This window comes from Pseudarthrobacter chlorophenolicus A6 (genome assembly GCF_000022025.1).
In the GTDB taxonomy this organism is placed as follows: domain Bacteria; phylum Actinomycetota; class Actinomycetes; order Actinomycetales; family Micrococcaceae; genus Arthrobacter; species Arthrobacter chlorophenolicus.
In genome coordinates this window covers 3231213-3248899 of sequence record NC_011886.1, presented here as the reverse complement: position 1 = coordinate 3248899, position 17687 = coordinate 3231213, and the positions used below count along the sequence as shown (strand labels likewise).

Below are 17687 nucleotides of genomic sequence, written 5' to 3'. Positions count from 1 at the left end.
ATAAATGTGCGGCCTACTTCTCAGGATTTCCTCAGCGATCTGAGGAAAAGGCGCTGAGGACGGCATCGTCGCAGGTCAGGCCGATTTGATGTGCTCCAGTGCGGGCGCGACCGCGCGCGGACTGTACGGCATCACTTCAATTGGGTCGCATTCATGTCCAAATTATTTGGCGTGATTAACATCTCTTAATGTGCAATCCGACGGTGCACGGCAGGTGTCTCTGCGGCGAAATAGGCCCTCTGACAAGGAAAAATCTATCGACTTTAGTAGCTGCTAAGCAGCAGTAGTGAGGTTAAATGTGAAGTAGTTCATTTTCAGGCCATTGTTTGACTTTGCCGTCCTGCTGGATGCGTTTATAGGGTTCTCCCATGACTTACGGAAGAGCTGTTACCAAAGCCGTCATTCCTGCTGCCGGATTGGGAACTCGCTTCCTGCCCGCCACCAAGGCAATGCCGAAGGAGATGTTGCCGGTGGTTGACCGCCCGGCCATCCAGTACGTGGTGGAAGAGGCCATCAAGTCCGGCCTAAACGATGTCCTGATGATTACGGGCCGCAGCAAGCGCGCCCTCGAGGACCATTTTGACCGGGCTCCGGGCCTGGAGCGCCTGCTGGAACAGAAGGGTGACAAGGACCGGCTGCAGTCCATCCAGGCTGCGTCCGAGCTCGGTCCCATCCACTATGTCCGCCAGGGCGAAGCCAAGGGCCTCGGCCATGCGGTGCTCTGCGGTAAGCAGCACGTTGGAAACGAGCCCTTTGCCGTGCTGCTCGGTGACGACCTCATTGATGAGGCTGAAGACCTGCTGAGCACCATGATCGAGGTGCAGCAGAAGACCGGCGGTTCGGTGATCGCCCTAATCGAGGTGGATCCGTCACAGATCAGCGCCTATGGCTGCGCGGACATCTCTACAGTTGAGGGTGAGGACTACGTCCGGGTGAACAGCCTGGTGGAGAAGCCTGCCGTTGCCGATGCGCCCTCCAACCTGGCCGTCATTGGCCGGTACGTGCTGCACCCGTCCGTCTTCGGGGTGCTGGAGAACACCGCCCCGGGTCGGGGTAACGAAATCCAGCTGACCGATGCCCTCCAGACCCTGGCTGGCGGCGAAGGCGAAGGATCCGGCGTCTACGGTGTGGTGTTCAAGGGCCGCCGCTTCGATACCGGCGACAAGCTCAGCTACCTGAAGGCCGTCATCACCCTCGCGTCCGAACGGGTGGAGTTCGGTGAGGACCTGAAGACCTGGATGAAGGATTTCATCAACTGAGACATCCAAAGCCGTAACCATCCGCAGGAAGCACAGCGCCGAATGCGTTTGGTAAGGCCGGCGGCGGGCTCAGCCCCTGCCTGCCTGGATGTTGAGGCGGCAGCGGAAGGGCGCGCTAATCAGACCCTAGCCAGGGGCGCCATGACGTAGGGGGAATTTTGGGGAAGCGCGGCGTTGCGGTCGTGATCGAGGATGATGGCGCTATCCGGGCGTCGTTGACGGAGGTTCTGAGGCAATCCGGTTTTTCCGTGCATCCGACGTCATCGGGGTCTGAAGGGCTTGCAAGGGTTGTTGAGCACAAGCCTGACATCGTCACGGTTGACATTGGCCTGCCCGACTTTGACGGGATTGAGGTCTCCCGGCGCATCAGGACCTTCAGTGACGCGTATGTGATCATCATCAGCAGGCGTGCGGACGAAGCGGACGCGCTCATGGGGTTTGAGGCAGGTGCCGACGACTACCTCATTAAGCCGTTCCGGACGCGCGAGCTTAAAGCACGCGTCCGGGCGATGTTCCGCAGGCCGAGGATCATTGTCCCGCCCGCCACGCAGCTACTTCCCGCGGCCCGTCAGACCCGCCGCGGGGAGGTCCTCGTTCCGGAGATTCTTGGTTTGGTGGCCGCTCCCGCGGGAGCGCGTGAACTCCAGCAGCCCGCCCAGGCCACGAGCAAAATCGATTTCGCACACCGTGGCTTGACCCTTCACGAAGGGACCCGGCAGGTTGCCGTTGACGGTGTTCCCGTCAGCCTGACACGAAGCCAGTTCGACATCCTGCTGGTCCTCATGGAGAACGGGCGGACCATCCAGACCAAGGCTGATCTGGTGCGGCGCCTCCGCAACGAGCCGTACACCACCGGCACGTTCGTCAGCGCCAAGGAGGAGCGCGCTGTGGAGGTGCAGGTCAGCAACCTCCGCAAGCGGCTCGGTGAGAACACCAGGCGGCCCCGGTGGATTGAGACGGTGCACGGCGTGGGGTACCGGATGACGCCGTAGAAGGCAGCCCGCCCGGCCCGCCGCCATTTCGTCCACAACCCGGCCCGTAAGCCAGCTCACAGTTACAGATCGTCTCTCAGATCACTGCTCCAGATGCATCTTCTCCACGATTCCCGCAGGTGCTGGATACGAAACCAGCCACAGGTCAATACTGGGAAGGAATAGTGGCAACAGAAGGACGGACCAATGACGATCTCCGCGAACCACACGGCCCCGGATACCGCCCGCAACACCGGGCCGGACAACGCCCTCACCGAGGCGGTCAAGAAGTTCGGCATCACGGCCGAGGACTACATGCTCCCGGCCCGGCACCAGATCCAGATGGTGGATCCGGAGGGCCGGCTCAAGGACAAAGGCGAGCAGGGCGCCGAACCCGGCCACGAATACCCCGTCCCCGGCGATGCGGAACTGCTGGCAGCCTACGAGCAGCTCGTCGTCGGCCGCCGCGTCAATGACCAGAACTCCGCCCTGGTCCGGCAGGGCCGCATGGCTGTGTATCCGTCCAGCCACGGCCAGGAAGCGTGCCAGGTGGCGGCCGCCCTCTGCCTGGGCGACGGCGACTGGATGTTCCCCACCTACCGTGACGCCGTGGCGGTGATGACCCGCGGCGTGGACCCGGTCCAGGTGATGACCATTTTCCGCGGCGACTGGCACGGCGGCTACGATCCGCTCCAGTACAAGGTGGGCATCCAGTCCACCCCGCTGACCACGCAGCTGCTGCACGCCGTCGGCGTTGCGCACGCCGCAAAGCTTCGCGGCGAGGACACCGTGGTGCTGGCCATGTGCGGCGACGGCGCCACCAGCGAAGGCGACTTCCACGAGGCCCTGAACTTCGCCGCCGTCTTCCACCTGCCCGTCATCTTCTTCGTCCAGAACAACAAGTACGCCATCTCGGTGCCGCTGGCGCACCAGTCCGTGGCGCCGTCGCTCGCGCACAAGGCCGTGGGCTACGGCATGGCCGGCGAACGCGTGGACGGCAACGATGTGGTGGCGCTCCTCGCCGTGCTGGACCGCGCCGTGGCCCTGTGCCGCGACGGCTCCGGCCCGCTGTTGGTGGAAGCGAACACCTACCGCATGCAGGCCCACACCAACGCCGACGACGACACCCGCTACCGCGAAAGCGCCGAGGTTGCCGAGTGGCGGGCCAAGGACCCCGTCAACCGGATGCGCACCTACCTCACCGGCCAGGGGATTTTGGACGACGACGGCGAGGCCCGGATCCGCGCGAAGGCTGAGTCGGTTGCCGCGCAGCTGCGCGAGGGCCTGAGCGAGGATGTGCCCGTTGACCCGCAGGACCTCTTCCGCCACGTGTTCGCTGTGCAGACGCCGCAGCTGAAGGAACAGTCCGCGTTTTTGGCGGATGAACTGGCGCGCGACGCAGCATCCGATTCTGATTCGAAGGAGGCCGGCAAGTGAGCCCCACCATCACCACCTCGTCCGAGGCCAACGGCAACGTTTCCGCCGCCACCGCCCGGGCGGCAGCCTCCGCCGCGGCAACCGCGGAAGCCACAGGCCCGCAGCCGGTCACCATGGCCAAGGCCCTGAACACCGCGCTGGCGGACGCCATGCATGCCGATTCGTCCGTCCTGGTGTTCGGCGAGGACGTGGGGCTTTTGGGCGGCGTCTTCCGGATCACCGACGGCCTCACCGCCACGTTCGGCGAGCAGCGCTGCTTCGACACCCCGCTGGCCGAATCCGGCATTGTGGGCATGGCCGTGGGCATGGCCATCAACGGCATGCGGCCGGTCATCGAGATGCAGTTCGACGCGTTCGCCTACCCGGCGTTCGAACAGATCGTCAGCCACGTGGCCAAGATGCACAACCGGACCCGCGGTGCCGTGAAGCTGCCACTGGTCATCCGCATCCCCTACGGCGGCGGCATCGGGGGAGTGGAGCACCACTGCGACTCCTCCGAGGCGTACTACGCCCACACGGCCGGCCTGAAGGTCTACACCCCGGCCACCGTGGCGGACGGCTACCGGATGCTCCGCGAAGCCATCGACTCGGACGACCCCGTGGTCTTCATGGAACCCAAGAAAATGTACTGGACCAAAGACTCGGTGGACCTTTCGGAACTCCGGGACCTGCACGAGCATCCAGCGGAAGGCACGACGGCGGGACAAGGCTCCGAGGGGAGGGCCGCCGTCGCCCGTCCCGGCACCGACGCGACCCTGATCGCGTACGGCCCGTCCGTGCCCACCGCTCTTGCCGCGGCCGAGGCCGCTGCGCTGGAAGGCCGCTCGCTGGAGGTGATCGACGTGCGGACCATCGTGCCGTTCGACGATGAAACAGTTGCTGCGTCGGTGCGCAAGACCGGCCGGGCCGTGGTGATCGCCGAGGCCCACGGGTTCGCCTCCGTGTCCTCCGAGATTGTGGCCCGCGTGCAGGAGCGCTGCTTCCACCACCTGGCCGCACCCATCCGCCGCGTCACCGGGTTCGACGTCCCGTACCCGGCGCCGAAACTCGAGAAGTACTACCTGCCCGGCGTGGACCGCATCCTCGACGCCGTTGACGACCTGCAGTGGGAGGACTGATTTATATGAGCGAGACGCGTGTGTTCCTGCTGCCGGACCTGGGCGAGGGCCTGACCGAGGCCGAGCTGGTGTCCTGGCATGTTGCCGTGGGTGATTCAATCGAGGTGGACCAGCCCATCGCCGAGGTGGAGACCGCCAAGTCCGCCGTTGAGGTGCCTTCGCCGTACGCCGGGATCGTGGCTGAGCTGCACGGCAAGCCGGGGGAGACCCTGGACGTGGGGATGCCGCTGATCTCGGTGACGCCGGTTGGTTCCTCGGTTCCCGCCGCTCCGGTGGTTGAGCCTGTCGAAACCGAGTTGGGTGAGCCGGTGGTTGAGCCCGATTCTTCGGTGGTTGAGCCCGTCGAAACCAAAGAAGTGGCCCAGTCCTATAGGGAAGAGGAGAAGGCCGGATCCGGAAATGTCCTGATCGGCTACGGGACGCCGGGCGGCCACGGGGTCGCCAAGCGGACCCGCGCACGAAAGTCTTCTGTCTCGGTGGTTGAGCCTGCCTCGGTGGTTGAGCCTGTCGAAACCTCCGGGGTTTCGACAGGCTCAACCACCGGTGACGAGCTCGCGCTCCTTCGTACCCGGGTCCCAGGCAAACTGGGTGCCGTCATTTCGCCGCTGGTCCGTCGGATGGCGCGGGAGCACGGGGTGGATCTGGGGGACATCTCCGGTTCCGGTGACAGCGGCCTGATCATGCGCCGTGATGTCGAGGCGGCCATCTCCGCCCCGGTCGGGGTTTCGACAGGCTCAACCACCGAATCGGTGGTTGAGCCTGTCGAAACCAAGCCTGTCGAAACCCCCGTGGCTGAGCCTGAGGTTCCTGGATCTCGACAGGCTCGATCACCGGAGGATAAGGATGCCCGCACTGGACTCGCTATTTCGTCCCGCACGCCGGTCCGCGGCGTGCGCAAGGCAGTGGCGGCAAACATGTCCCGCAGCCGGTCGGAAATCCCCGAGGCAACGGTGTGGGTGGACGTCGACGCCACCGGACTGCTGGAGCTCCGTGCCGGTATGAAGGCCAGTGGTGCCGAGGTTCCGGGACTTCTGGCATTCATCGCCCGTTTTGTCACAGCCGGGCTAAAAAAGTACCCGGAGCTGAACACCCGGATCGAAACGGCGGACGACGGGTCGCAGGAGATCGTCGGGTTCGACGGCATCAACCTGGGCTTCGCCGCGCAGACCGACCGGGGTCTGGTGGTCCCGTCCGTCCGTGCCGCCGAGAAGCTGAGCGCCCGTGAACTGGACGCGGAGATCCGGCGGCTGACCGACGTCGCACGCCAGGGCAAGGCAACCCCCGCGGAACTGGGCGGCGGCACTTTCACTCTGAACAATTACGGCGTGTTCGGCGTGGACGGTTCCGCGGCGATCATCAACCACCCGGAGGTCGGCATCCTGGGCGTGGGCCGGATCATCGCCAAGCCGTGGGTGGTCAACGGCGAACTGGCAGTCCGCAAGGTCACCGAACTGACCCTGACCTTTGACCACCGGGTCTGCGACGGCGGCACCGCTGCGGGCTTCCTCCGTTTCGTGGCCGACGCAATCGAAAACCCGCAGACCCTCCTGGCGGACATCTAACCGGTGGGTTGAGCTCCTCGACCGGTGATTGAGCTTGTCGACCGGAGATTGAGCTTGTCGACCGGAGATTGAGCTTGTCGAAATCCGGGTTTCGACAAGCTCAACCACCGCCCCTCCCAAACGCGCGCTCACTCGTGGCGGTTTTCCCGGAAACGCGCGCTCACTCGTGGCGGCTCTCATCCGGATCCATGTGCAACCGGCGGCCCGTGCCGACGCAGATATCAGCTACGGGGTTGGGCGGATGGCGGTATCGGCACTGTAGGACGTGATCCTTGAGGCAGGGCCGCTGTCGAGAACCTTCGAGCGGACGGTGGAAGCGTCAAGGACGACGTTCTGCCCCTCCACGTTGCTCACCACATGATTCGTGGCCACCACGTTGCTGTCGCCCCCGGCGATGAGGACCATGGTGGGCCGGGCGCCTGCCGGCACAATCCTGTCCGGGGCAACGTCGTAAGCGATGAGGTTGCTGGAGAAAAGGTTGTTGTCTCCCGCAATGTGGACCACTCCGTACAGATCGTCCAGGCCGTTGGACTTTCCCAGGAACGGCGGGAAGCCCTCCATGCCCCGGCGGAAATGATTGCCGGTGACCAGGTTCTCCTTGCAGTTGTTGACGAGCCGCATCATCCCGGGGAAGAAGCCCTGGAACCTGTTCGAGGTCACCGAGCACCGGTTACAGCCGCTCATCTCCACCAGGCTCCTGCCCCGGGGAAACAGGTTGTTGCCGGTAACCAGGAGGCCCTCGTGGTTCTCCGCCAGGAGGGTGACCCCGTCCGGCCCGGCCCCCATGAGGTTGTCACTGACGATGGTGGCCTGTCCCGCGCCGGTGAGTTCAACGCAGTTGCCGCACTCGGCGATCATGTTGTCGTGGACACGCAGGGCATCGGCGCCGCGGACTATCAGTGCGTGTTCCAGATACACAAAGCCCATGCCCGTGATGTGGAAGGAATCGTTGTCCGATGCGACTTCGATGCCTGTCCTGCCGTTGCGGTAGCTGTTGCCATCGGGCGGGAACTCCACGCCGTCAAGGCAGAAGTCGCGAAAGACAACCCCGGACAGGCGCGGGCTTCCGTCCCGCCGCACCAGGAAGGCCTGCGGAGCTGTTGGGGCAGTGAGGACGCGGATGTGGCTGCCGCCGGGCTGCAGGTCCAGCCAGCCGGAGGTATCCACATTGTCCTTGATGTTGCGGGAGAAGAACCCGTGGCCGAAGCCGGCGATGGTGAGGTAGCTGATGTCCACCACCACCTGGGTGCGAAGGTCGTAGTCGCCCGGAGGGATGGTGATGACGGCCCCTGGCCTGCTGTCAGCAGAAGCCTGGCGCTTTTTGATGTCCGCGATGATGTCGTTGATCACCGCGCCGATATCCACCTGCGCCGTCACTGCGGGCCGGCCCTTGATTTTCCAGGAAGTGACATCGTAGATGTTCGCATCCGGTGCCTTGTCCGCCGCCTGCGCCGAACTTGTGGTGCCCAGGGTCAACGCCCCGGCAAGCGTGGCAACAGCGCCGGCACCCAAAAGCCTGCGCCGGCCGGGGTCTGTGGTTTCCGCAGTCCTGTTGGTCACTCGTGTCTCCTCAATGCGCCGTTGGATGGGTAGGTGTCCGGGCCGATGGCACGCTGGTGCCAAATCGATTTGTTGCGCCGGGACGTTCCGAGGCTAGGAGGGCGGACTTGCCGCTGTCAACGCCAAAATTTCGCCCGGTTTTTGGCACCGAAGTGACCCTTGACACTCCACAGCGGGCAGGCCTATGGTGAATGCCAAGTCGTTTTGGCAAAACGATTTTTCACCCCAGATCATTCTCACCACTTCCGTTCGAGAGAAAGTGAGTCGACAGAGATGTCCACTCGTACATTCATCAGCAGGATCGCCGTTGGCGGCATCTGCACCGCCGTCGCACTGGCAGCGTCCGCCTGCGGCGCAGGGGGCCCGGCGAACACGTCGGGAAGCGCCGGCACCAACACCGTCAACGTCCTGGTGGAAGCCGGCGGCCACGCCGAACTGACAGGCGTCGCCGAACAGTGCAAGGCCGAAACCGGCGTCACCGCCAACTTCGTCGAACTGCCCTACGACGGCATGTTCAACCGGCTCTCCAGCGAATTCTCCTCCGGCAACGTCTCCTTCGACGTCGCAGCCCTGGACTCGGTCTGGCTGCCCAGCTTCAAGGACGCCGTCCAGCCCATCGACGAGCTCTTCACCGATGAGGCCAAGAAGGACATCTTCCCGGCACTGGTCAAGGAAGCCAACGTGGACGGCCACTTCATCGGCATGCCGGCGTGGACCAACGCCGAAATCATCCTGTACCGCAAGGACCTGTTCGAGGACGCCAAGAACAAGGCGGACTTCCAGGCCAAGTACGGCTACGCCCTGGCCGCCCCCACCACGTGGAAGCAGTACCAGGACATTTCCGAGTTCTTCACCAAGGACGGCATGTACGGCACGGACGTCAAGGGCGCCGTGGAAACCGAATGGCTGGCCCACGTCCTGCAGGCCGGCTCACCCATGGTCCTGGACGGAGACAAGGTGGTCATCGACAACGCCGCCCACAAGGAAGCCCTGGACTTCTACGTGAGCCTGGCCAAGGACGCCCCGTCCGGCGCCGCCCAGGTGGACTGGGCCGCGGCGCAGAACCTGTTCAATCAGGGCAAGACGGCCATGACCCGCTTCTGGGCCCACGCCTACCGCCAGATCCCCAAGGACGCCGCAGTGGCCGGCAAGGTGGGCGCCGCCCCCATGATCGCCGGGTCCGCCGGCGTCGGCGGGGTCCCCGGCCCCTGGTACCTCACCGTGCCGAAGGCCACCAAGAACGCCGAGGCCGCCAAGAAGTTCGTCAAGTGCGCCTACGACTACAACAGCAAGGGCATCGAATCCAGCCTGGGCCTGGCCGCCCGCATCTCCGCTTTCGAGAAGTACCAGGACCAGCCCGGGTACGAAAGCTTCAAGCCGCTGATCGAGACCCTCAACGGCAAGGCCACCGCCACCCGGCCTGCCACCGAAAAGTGGCAGCAGATTGTGGACACCGTCCTGATCCCCATGCTGCAGAAAGCCGTGGCCGGCGGTGACTCCGCCACCCTCCTCGCCGACGCCAAGAAGCAGATCGAGGACCTCCTCAAGTAAGACCACCGCGGCCGGCACCTGAACAAGAACCGGTGCCGGCCGCGGCCCCAACCAGCGGAAGAGAAACCCGTGCGCATCTCCGATCGCCGCTTCGCCCTGTTCCTGATGGCGCCAGCGGCGCTGTTCCTGGCAATATTCGTAGCCTTTCCCCTGTTCCGCCTGGTGGCGGACAGCTTCTACAAGATCTCCCCGATCGCCGGCGGCCCCCGCGACTTCGTGGGCCTGGACAACTACGTCCGCGCCTTCGCCTCCGAGGCCTTCACCGGCGCCGGCTGGCGGACCCTGGCCTACACCCTGGTGGTGGTCACCCTCGAGTTCGCCCTCGGCCTGGGCATGGCACTGCTGTTCACCATGCTGGGCAAGAGCTCCCAGATCTGGCGGACCGTGTTCATGTACCCGCTGATGATCGCCCCCATCGTGGCCGGCCTGCTGTGGAAGTTCCTGATGATCGATAACTTCGGCCTCATCGGAACCCTCCTGCACCAGGCAGGCATCCTGTCCAACCCCAACCAGATCGGCTGGCTCTCGGACCCCAACATCGTGCTCTTCTCGGTGGCGATCCCGGACATCTGGCTCACCACCTCGTTCATGTGCCTGGTGCTGTTCGCCGGGCTGCAGAACATCCCCGGTGACCTCATCGAAGCCGCCCGGCTGGACGGCGCACGCGCCCATGACCTGCTGTTCCGGATCATCCTGCCGCTGCTGCGCCCCGTCATCGCCGTGGCCCTGGTGGTCCGCGGCATCGACGCGGCCCGCGCCTTTGACACCATCCTCATCCAAACCAACGGCGGCCCGCAGTCCGCCTCGGAAACCATGAGCCTGCTGATTTACCGCACCATGATCCGCTTCGGCGATCCGGGGCTGGCCAGCGCCATGGGCACCATCTACCTGCTGGCGATGCTCGCCGTCGCGTTCTTCGCGGTGGCCACCATCTGGCGGCCAGGAAAGGACAACTGATGCGCGTCGCCGAACGCATGAAGCACGACGCCGGCACCCCGGCCAAGGCGGCTGGGGCACCTTCCGCAGCACCCGCCGTCGTCCGTCCCGGCAAGCGCCGCGGCGTCAACCGCGAAGGCCTGGAAGCAGGCCGGCGCAGCACCCGGACCCTGCTGTGGATCCTGCTGGCCGCGGCCATGGTCCTCTACGGGTTCCCGTTCCTGTACCTGCTGTTCACGTCCTTCAAGACGCCCATCGACACCATCGCGGTGCCGCCCACCATCCTCCCCAGGGAATGGACGCTGGAGAACTACACCAACGCGCTGGGCCGCAGCGGAGTGCTGGCCTCGTTCATCAACAGCGTCCAGACAGCCATCATCAGCACCGTGCTTTCGCTGGTCCTGGCCGTCCCCGCGGCCTACGGGATCACCCGGTACAAGACCCTCAGCGGCCGGATCTTCATCATGGCCGCGCTGGTGACGCGCATGGTGCCGCCGGTGGCTATCGGCATCCCGCTGGCCTCCATGATGGGGACGCTGGGCCTGTCCGATACCCCCATCGCCCTGTCCATCGCGCACACCACCATCTCGCTGCCGCTCTCCATCTGGCTGATGTCCAGCTTCTTTGAGGCCGTCCCGCAGGACCTGGAAGAAGCGGCCACCGTGGACGGCTGCAGCAGGCTCGGCGCGCTCTGGCGCGTGGTGATCCCGGTGGTGTCCGGCGGCATCGCCGTTACCGCGATCTTCGCCTTCCTGGCCTCCTGGAACGAGTTCCTTTTCGCCCTCCTCATGACGGCCATCCGTTCGCAGACCACCCCCGTGGTGATCGCCAACTTCCAGACCCAGTTCGGCCTGGACTGGGGTTCCATGACAGCGCTGGCCGCCGTCTACTCCATCCCGGTCATCCTCCTCACGCTGCTCCTGCAGCGCAAGATCGTGGCCGGCATGACGCTCGGCGCCGTCAAGGGCTGAGCACCACCTACCAACCAGAAGGATGCGCGAGATGAGCAACAGGAACATCGGGATCAAGGACGTGGCGGTGGCTGCCGGCGTGTCCGTGACCACTGTTTCGCACGTCCTCAACGAGGTTTCCTATGCCCGGGTCAGCCCCGGAACCAAGGACAGGGTGAGATCCGCCGCCGAGCAGCTGGGCTACGGTCCCAACCGCCTGGCCCGGGCCCTGCGCACCCAGCGGACGGGCATGCTGGGGCTGGTGAGCGAGGACATCGCCACCACCCCCCACGCCGGCCGCATCATCCTCGGCGCGGACGAGGCCGCAAAAGCCCGCGGCTACAACCTCATGATCATCAACACCTCAGCGTCGGCCAGCCTGGAGTCCCGGGAGGCTGACGTCGAGGCCCTCCTGGAGCGCCGGGTGGACGGCATCCTCTACGCCACCATGTACCACCGCAATGTGGAGCTGCCGGCCAACCTGGGCAGCGTGCCCTCCGTCCTGGTGGACTCCGTGGCGGCCGGCGGCGATATCACGGCTGTGATCCCGGACGAAGAGGGCGGCGCACGCGCAGCCGTGGCTGCGCTCCTGGAAGCCGGGCACACCCGGGTTGGCTTCATCAACAACACGGACGATGTCCCCGCAACCCACCAGCGGCTCCGCGCCTTCCGGGCCACCCTGTCAGATGCAGGGCTCGACGGCGGCGCGGCACCTGTCGAGTCTGCCGTCTCCGAGGTGCAGGGCGGCTACGAGGCTGCGCTCCGGATCCTTGCACGCGAGGACCGCGCGGACGTGCCCACAGCCCTGTTCTGCTACAACGACCGCATGGCGATCGGCGCCTACCGCGCCGCCGCAGAGCTGGGGCTCCGGATCCCGGAGGACCTGTCCGTGGCAGGCTTCGACAACCAGGAACTAATTGCAGCGAACATCCACCCGGGACTGACCACCGTTGCCCTGCCGCACTACGAGATGGGCGCCTGGGCCACCGAACACCTGATTGACGCCGTTGAGGGCAAGACCGACCTCTCCCTCATGGCACTCCACCCGACCATCCTGGGTTGCCCCTTGGTCCGCCGCGACTCCATCGCGGCCCCACGGGCCTAGCAGCCAGCCCCTTCCACGTCCCCAGAGGAACGCCCTACATGTCCAGCAGCGTTGAAGCCGCACTTCCGGAAACAGCCCCCGCCACCACCGGGTGGAGGCCTGCCCTTCACTACACGGCACGGGACACCTGGCTGAACGATCCCAACGGCCTGGTGTACTACGGCGGCCAGTACCACCTCTTCTACCAGCACAACCCGTTCGGCAACGTGTGGGGCAACATGTCCTGGGGCCACGCCACCTCCCGCGACCTGCTGCACTGGACCGAACACCCCGTGGCCATCGCCTGCGACGAGGAGGAAGACATCTTTTCCGGGAGCGTGGTGGTGGACCACGGCAACACTTCCGGCTTCGGCACGGCCGAATCACCGGCCCTGGTGGCCATCTACACCAGTGCGTTCAAGGCCGGATCCGGGCACGCCGGCACACAGGCCCAGTCCCTGGCCTTCAGCACGGACGGCGGCATGACCTGGAGCAAATACGCCGGAAACCCGGTCCTCAGCCGGAACTCCGCGCACTTCCGCGACCCCAAAGTCTTCCGTTACGAAGGGGACAACGGCCCGTACTGGGTCATGGCCGCCGTCGAAGCGCAGCAGCAGAAGGTGGTCCTGTACCGCTCCGAGAACCTCAAGGCCTGGGACTTCCTGAGCGAGTTCGGCCCTGCGAATGCCGATGCCGGTGAGTGGGAGTGTCCGGACCTCTTTCCGCTCGCCGTTGACGGGGACCCGGACAACATCAAGTGGGTGCTGATCGTCAACGTCAATCCTGGGGCCGTGGCGGGTGGCTCGGGCGGACAGTACTTCGTGGGGCATTTCGACGGCGTCAGTTTCGTTGCGGACGCTTCCTCGCTTGCTGCGCCGGCCGGGGTCAGTTCGCTCGGTGACGCAGCCGGGGCGACGGCGGCACTCCGGCGCTGCCTCTGGCTGGACTGGGGGAGGGACTGCTACGCGTCCGTCTCCTTCAGCAACGCCCCGGACGGCCGGCGCATCATCATCGGCTGGATGAACAACTGGGACTACGCCAACCAGCTGCCCACTGCCCCCTGGCGCTCCTCGATGACGCTGGCGCGCGAGCTGCGGCTCACAGCGCATGAAGGCTCCGCCCGGCTGGTCCAAGAACCCGTGCTGGGCGGCGGCAGCTCCGGAACCAGCCTGTCCGGTACCGGCGAAAGCCTCCGCTCCGGCCCCTTCGACCTGGAGGACGCTGCTTTCCGATTGCCGGACGCCGTCCCCGGCACGGCCCAGGTCATCGACGCCGAAATCCTCCCCGGAAGCGCCGGGCAGGTGTACTTCCACCTGCTCGAAGGTGAGGACGGAAACGCCGGGACGGTGCTGAGCTACCACCCGGGCCGCGCTGAGCTCATCCTGGACCGCCGGCAGTCCGGGAATACCGGCTTCCACCCAAAGTTCCCGTCGGCCGAAGCAGCCCCGCTCATCCTGGCGAGCGGCGTGCTCAAGCTGCGCATCGTCGTCGACCATTGCTCGGTGGAGGTGTTCGCGCAGGACGGCCAGGTGGTCCTCACCGACCTTGTTTTCCCGCTTGCCGGACAGACGGCGAACAGGCTGACTGCCAGCGGCGGGCGGGCCACTGTCCGCGCACTCACCGTCACCGCGCTCAGCTAAACCACCCCTCAACACCTAAAGGAAGGCCACCATGCCAGCAGACCAGTACACGGGCGACGCCGCCGCGGAGCACCTTGACGTGGTGGTGGTCGGCGAAGCCCTTGTGGACATCGTCGTCTCGCCCCGCGGCACCGAAGAGCACCCCGGCGGATCGCCCGCGAACGTTGCCTACGGGCTCGGCAGGCTCGGGGTGGGTACCGGCCTGATGACCTCTATCGGCACCGACCACCACGGCGCCGCCATCGAACAGCACCTCCACAGCGCGGGGGTCCGGCTCCTGCCGGGATCACGCGGAACCGCGGCAACGGCGACGGCCACCGCCGTCCTGGCCTCGGACGGTTCGGCCCGGTACGACTTCGACATCCGCTGGGACCTGCCCCGGACTGCCCCGGCGGCCCTCCCGAAGATCCTGCATACCGGCTCCATAGCCACCTTCCTGGAACCCGGTGCCTCCGTGGTGCGTGAGCTGCTGGAGCAGTCGCACCGGCGCTGCACGGTCACTTACGATCCCAACGTCCGGCCGTCCCTGCTCGGCAGCCACTCTGAAGCCGCATCCATCTTCGAGGACCTCCTGCCGTTCACCGAGGTGGTCAAACTCAGCGACGAGGATGCCCGGTGGCTCTACCCGCGCCTATCCCTGGACGAAGTCTCGCGGCGGATCCTCGGACTGGGCCCGGCCCTCGTTGCCGTCACCAGGGGAGCGGACGGCTCCCTGCTCACCACCCGGGACGCCCAGGTGGCTGTGCCCTCCCTCAAATCCGTGGTGGCGGACACCATCGGTGCCGGCGATTCCTACATGACCGCCCTGATCTACGGGCTGCTCATGCGCGGAGCCGACGGGCTGGCACCATCGGTGCTGGAGGCGCTGGGACGGATGGCAGCCAAGGCCGCAGCCATCACCGTCCGCCGGCCTGGCGCCCACCCGCCCACGCTGGAGGAACTCCGGGCAGACGTTCCGGAGCACGAACCGGCATCCCGCTGAGCAACCACACCAAGGAAGAACAAATGCCAAGCAACAACCGCTACGACGTCACGGAATGGCCCGCGGGCAACCCGGCCAAGGACATCGGCGAGGTCATCAACAGCATCATCGCCGACATCAAGGCCAGGCAGGGCGCAGCGGACGTGGACGACGGCGGGAAGCCCGGCGCCGTGATCTACCTCCCGCCGGGGGACTACCACCTCCGGACGCAGGTGCTGATCGACATCAGTTTCCTGCGGATCGAAGGCTCGGGGCACGGTTTCACGTCCTCGAGCATCCGCTTCAACGTCCCGGAGGAGGAATGGCCGGACCTGCACGAACTGTGGCCCGGCGGGAGCCGCGTGATCGTTGACCTTCCCGCCGGCGGCGCCGGGGATTCCGCCGCGGGCGCGGCGTTCCTCGTGGCGCGCGAGGGCAGCCCCCGGATCAGCTCGGTGGAGTTTTCCAACTTCTGCATCGACGGGCTGCACTTCACGGCCGACGGTTCCGGCAGGCACCCGGAGAACACCTACGCCAACGGGAAGACCGGCATCCACGTAGCCAGCGCCAACGATTCCTTCCGCGTCACGGACATGGGTTTCGTCTACCTGGAGAATGCATTGACCATCCACAAAGCGGATGCGCTGTCCATCCACCACAACTTCATCGCCGAGTGCGGCAGCTGCATCGAGCTGCGCGGCTGGGGGCAGGCCTCAAAGATCACTGACAACCTTGTGGGGGCGGGCCCCCGCGGGCACTCCATCTATGCCGAAAACCACGGCGGACTCCTGGTCACCGCAAACAACGTTTTCCCGCGCGGCGCCAGCAGCGTCCACTTCAAGGGGGTCACGCGGTCCAGCGTCACCAACAACCGGCTGCACGCGTTCTACCCCGGGATGGTGCGGCTGGAGGAGAACAGCTCGGAGAATCTCGTGGCCACCAACCACTTCCTCCGCGACCACGAGCCCTGGACGCCGTTCTTCGGCGTGGACAACGGGCTGGATGACCTCACCGGGCTGCTGAGCATCAGCGGCAACAACAATTCGGTCATCGGGAACCACTTCTCCGAGGTGGTGGACGCGAACGAAATCCGGCCTGAGGGTGCCACGCCGGTCATCATCCGGCTGACGGCAGGCACCGGAAACTTCGTCTCCACCAACCATGTGGTGGCAATGGATGTGGACGCTGCGTCGAGTGACTCCTGCTTCGAAGCCCAGGTGGACGCACTGCTGGCAACGGAGGCGGCGGATCTCGCCGTGACGGCTGTCCTGGTGGACCCAGGGTCAGCCCGCAACACCATCCTGGACTCCGGAAGCGACACCCAGGTGGTTGCCGACAGGGCAGTCAACGCGATCCGGGCCACACCCACGGTAGGTTTCTAGGAGACACAGGCCCGGTGGCGCGGGCGGCATCAGACCATGAGGGCGTGGGAGACGGATGGGCAACAAAAACGTGGGGATCAAGGACGTGGCGCTGGCTGCCGGGGTGTCCGTGACCACCGTCTCCCATGTCCTCAACGAGGTGGCGTATGCCCGCGTCAGGCCCGAAACCAAGGAGAAGGTCAGGGCCGCAGCAGCACAGCTCGGCTACGAACCCAACCGTCTGGCCCAGGCGCTGCGGACCCAGCGGACCGGGATGCTGGGGCTGCTGAGCGAGGACATCGCCACCACCCCGCACGCGGGCCGGATCATCCTGGGCGCCGATGAGGCCGCCAAGGCCCGAGGCTACAACCTGATGATCCTCAACACGTCAGCCGCGGCCAGCCTGGAGTCGCGGCAGGCCGATGTGGAGGCCCTCCTCGAACGGAGGGTGGACGGCATCCTGTACGCCACCATGTACCACCGCAGCGTTGACCTGCCGCCCAACCTCGGCAACGTTCCGTCGGTCCTGGTGGACTCCGTTTCCACCGGCGGAAACATCACCGCGGTGATTCCGGACGAGGAACGCGGCGCCCGGACCGCGGTGTCCGCACTGGTGGAGGCGGGCCACACCCGCATAGGTTTCCTGAACAACACCGATGACGTCCCGGCCACCCACCTCCGCCTTCAGGGTTTCCGGAACACGCTGGACGAAGCAGGGCTCGACGGCGGTGCGGCGCCGGTGGAGTCTGCGCCGTCCGAGGTGCAGGGCGGCTATGAGGCGGCACGCCGGATCCTCGAACGCGGCCGGAGCGCTGACGTGCCCACGGCCTTGTTCTGCTACAACGACCGGATGGCCATGGGCGCCTACCGGGCAGCCGCCGAACTGGGTCTAGCCATTCCTGCCGACCTGTCCATCGTGGGTTTCGATGACCAGCAACTCATTGCCGCCAACCTCTACCCGGCCCTGACCACCGTGGCGCTGCCGCACTATGAGATGGGGGCCTGGGCCGTGGAGCAGCTCATCGACGCCATCGAGGGGAAGACTGACCTGGCCCTGATGGCGGCTGCGCCCACCGTGATGGACTGCCCGCTGGTGCGGCGCGATTCCGTGGCGCCGCCAAGGGCCTGACCGTCTGGCATGCACTTTCGCTGCGCAAACCAGGTTCCGACGCGCACATCCGCCGGCGCGGCCCAGATCTCGCGGGCGCCGTCGGACATGCGGGTCGACAACAAATGTGGGTGTCGGCAGGCTGCCCCGCGGGTTATTACAGGCCAGGCCAAGGACCCATGGGTACAA

At 65.8% G+C, this 17687-nt stretch carries 14 protein-coding genes; 13 read left to right on the top strand and 1 reads right to left on the bottom strand.

The window, feature by feature from the left end:
* The first annotated feature begins 368 nt into the window (after positions 1-368).
* The 5 genes from galU (at position 369) to ACHL_RS14655 (ending at position 6347) form a co-directional block, all read left to right on the top strand.
* Positions 369-1259: a UTP--glucose-1-phosphate uridylyltransferase GalU gene (gene galU / locus ACHL_RS14675; RefSeq protein WP_015938067.1), complete on the top strand. Its 891-nt coding sequence runs from the start codon at positions 369-371 to the stop codon at positions 1257-1259.
* A gap of 158 nt (positions 1260-1417) precedes the next feature.
* Positions 1418-2251: a response regulator transcription factor gene (locus ACHL_RS14670; protein WP_015938066.1), complete on the top strand. Its 834-nt coding sequence runs from the start codon at positions 1418-1420 to the stop codon at positions 2249-2251.
* A 186-nt stretch (positions 2252-2437) separates the two neighbouring features.
* A complete protein-coding gene (locus ACHL_RS14665) occupies positions 2438-3667 on the top strand; it encodes a thiamine pyrophosphate-dependent dehydrogenase E1 component subunit alpha (RefSeq protein WP_015938065.1) in 1230 nt (409 codons plus the stop codon).
* Positions 3664-4785, top strand: coding sequence for an alpha-ketoacid dehydrogenase subunit beta (locus ACHL_RS14660; protein WP_015938064.1), 1122 nt, complete (start codon positions 3664-3666; stop codon positions 4783-4785). The genes ACHL_RS14665 and ACHL_RS14660 overlap by 4 nt, the downstream gene beginning before the upstream one ends.
* 5 nt (positions 4786-4790) lie before the next feature.
* Positions 4791-6347: a dihydrolipoamide acetyltransferase family protein gene (locus ACHL_RS14655; protein WP_015938063.1), complete on the top strand. Its 1557-nt coding sequence runs from the start codon at positions 4791-4793 to the stop codon at positions 6345-6347.
* A 225-nt stretch (positions 6348-6572) separates the two neighbouring features.
* On the opposite strand, the gene ACHL_RS14650 is transcribed toward ACHL_RS14655, so the two are convergent.
* On the bottom strand, positions 6573-7907 hold the full coding sequence (locus ACHL_RS14650) for a NosD domain-containing protein (RefSeq protein ID WP_015938062.1): 1335 nt from the start codon (positions 7905-7907) through the stop codon (positions 6573-6575).
* A 273-nt stretch (positions 7908-8180) separates the two neighbouring features.
* Here ACHL_RS14650 and ACHL_RS14645 point away from each other — a divergent pair, with 273 nt between their 5' ends.
* The 8 genes from ACHL_RS14645 (at position 8181) to ACHL_RS14610 (ending at position 17519) form a co-directional block, all read left to right on the top strand.
* Positions 8181-9458, top strand: coding sequence for an ABC transporter substrate-binding protein (locus tag ACHL_RS14645; RefSeq protein ID WP_015938061.1), 1278 nt, complete (start codon positions 8181-8183; stop codon positions 9456-9458).
* 69 nt (positions 9459-9527) lie between these two features.
* Positions 9528-10415: a carbohydrate ABC transporter permease gene (locus ACHL_RS14640; protein WP_015938060.1), complete on the top strand. Its 888-nt coding sequence runs from the start codon at positions 9528-9530 to the stop codon at positions 10413-10415.
* Positions 10415-11365: a carbohydrate ABC transporter permease gene (locus tag ACHL_RS14635; protein ID WP_015938059.1), complete on the top strand. Its 951-nt coding sequence runs from the start codon at positions 10415-10417 to the stop codon at positions 11363-11365. The genes ACHL_RS14640 and ACHL_RS14635 overlap by 1 nt, the downstream gene beginning before the upstream one ends.
* A 31-nt stretch (positions 11366-11396) precedes the next feature.
* A complete protein-coding gene (locus ACHL_RS14630) occupies positions 11397-12449 on the top strand; it encodes a LacI family DNA-binding transcriptional regulator (RefSeq protein WP_015938058.1) in 1053 nt (350 codons plus the stop codon).
* Positions 12450-12487: 38 nt separating this feature from the next.
* Entirely contained in the window at positions 12488-14068 is a 1581-nt protein-coding gene (locus ACHL_RS14625; protein WP_015938057.1) for a glycoside hydrolase family 32 protein, read from the top strand.
* Between the two features lie 31 nt (positions 14069-14099).
* Entirely contained in the window at positions 14100-15050 is a 951-nt protein-coding gene (locus ACHL_RS14620) for a carbohydrate kinase family protein (protein WP_015938056.1), read from the top strand.
* Positions 15051-15073: 23 nt separating this feature from the next.
* Positions 15074-16411, top strand: coding sequence for a NosD domain-containing protein (locus tag ACHL_RS14615; RefSeq protein ID WP_015938055.1), 1338 nt, complete (start codon positions 15074-15076; stop codon positions 16409-16411).
* A gap of 55 nt (positions 16412-16466) precedes the next feature.
* Entirely contained in the window at positions 16467-17519 is a 1053-nt protein-coding gene (locus ACHL_RS14610) for a LacI family DNA-binding transcriptional regulator (RefSeq protein ID WP_015938054.1), read from the top strand.
* Positions 17520-17687: the final 168 nt, after the last annotated feature.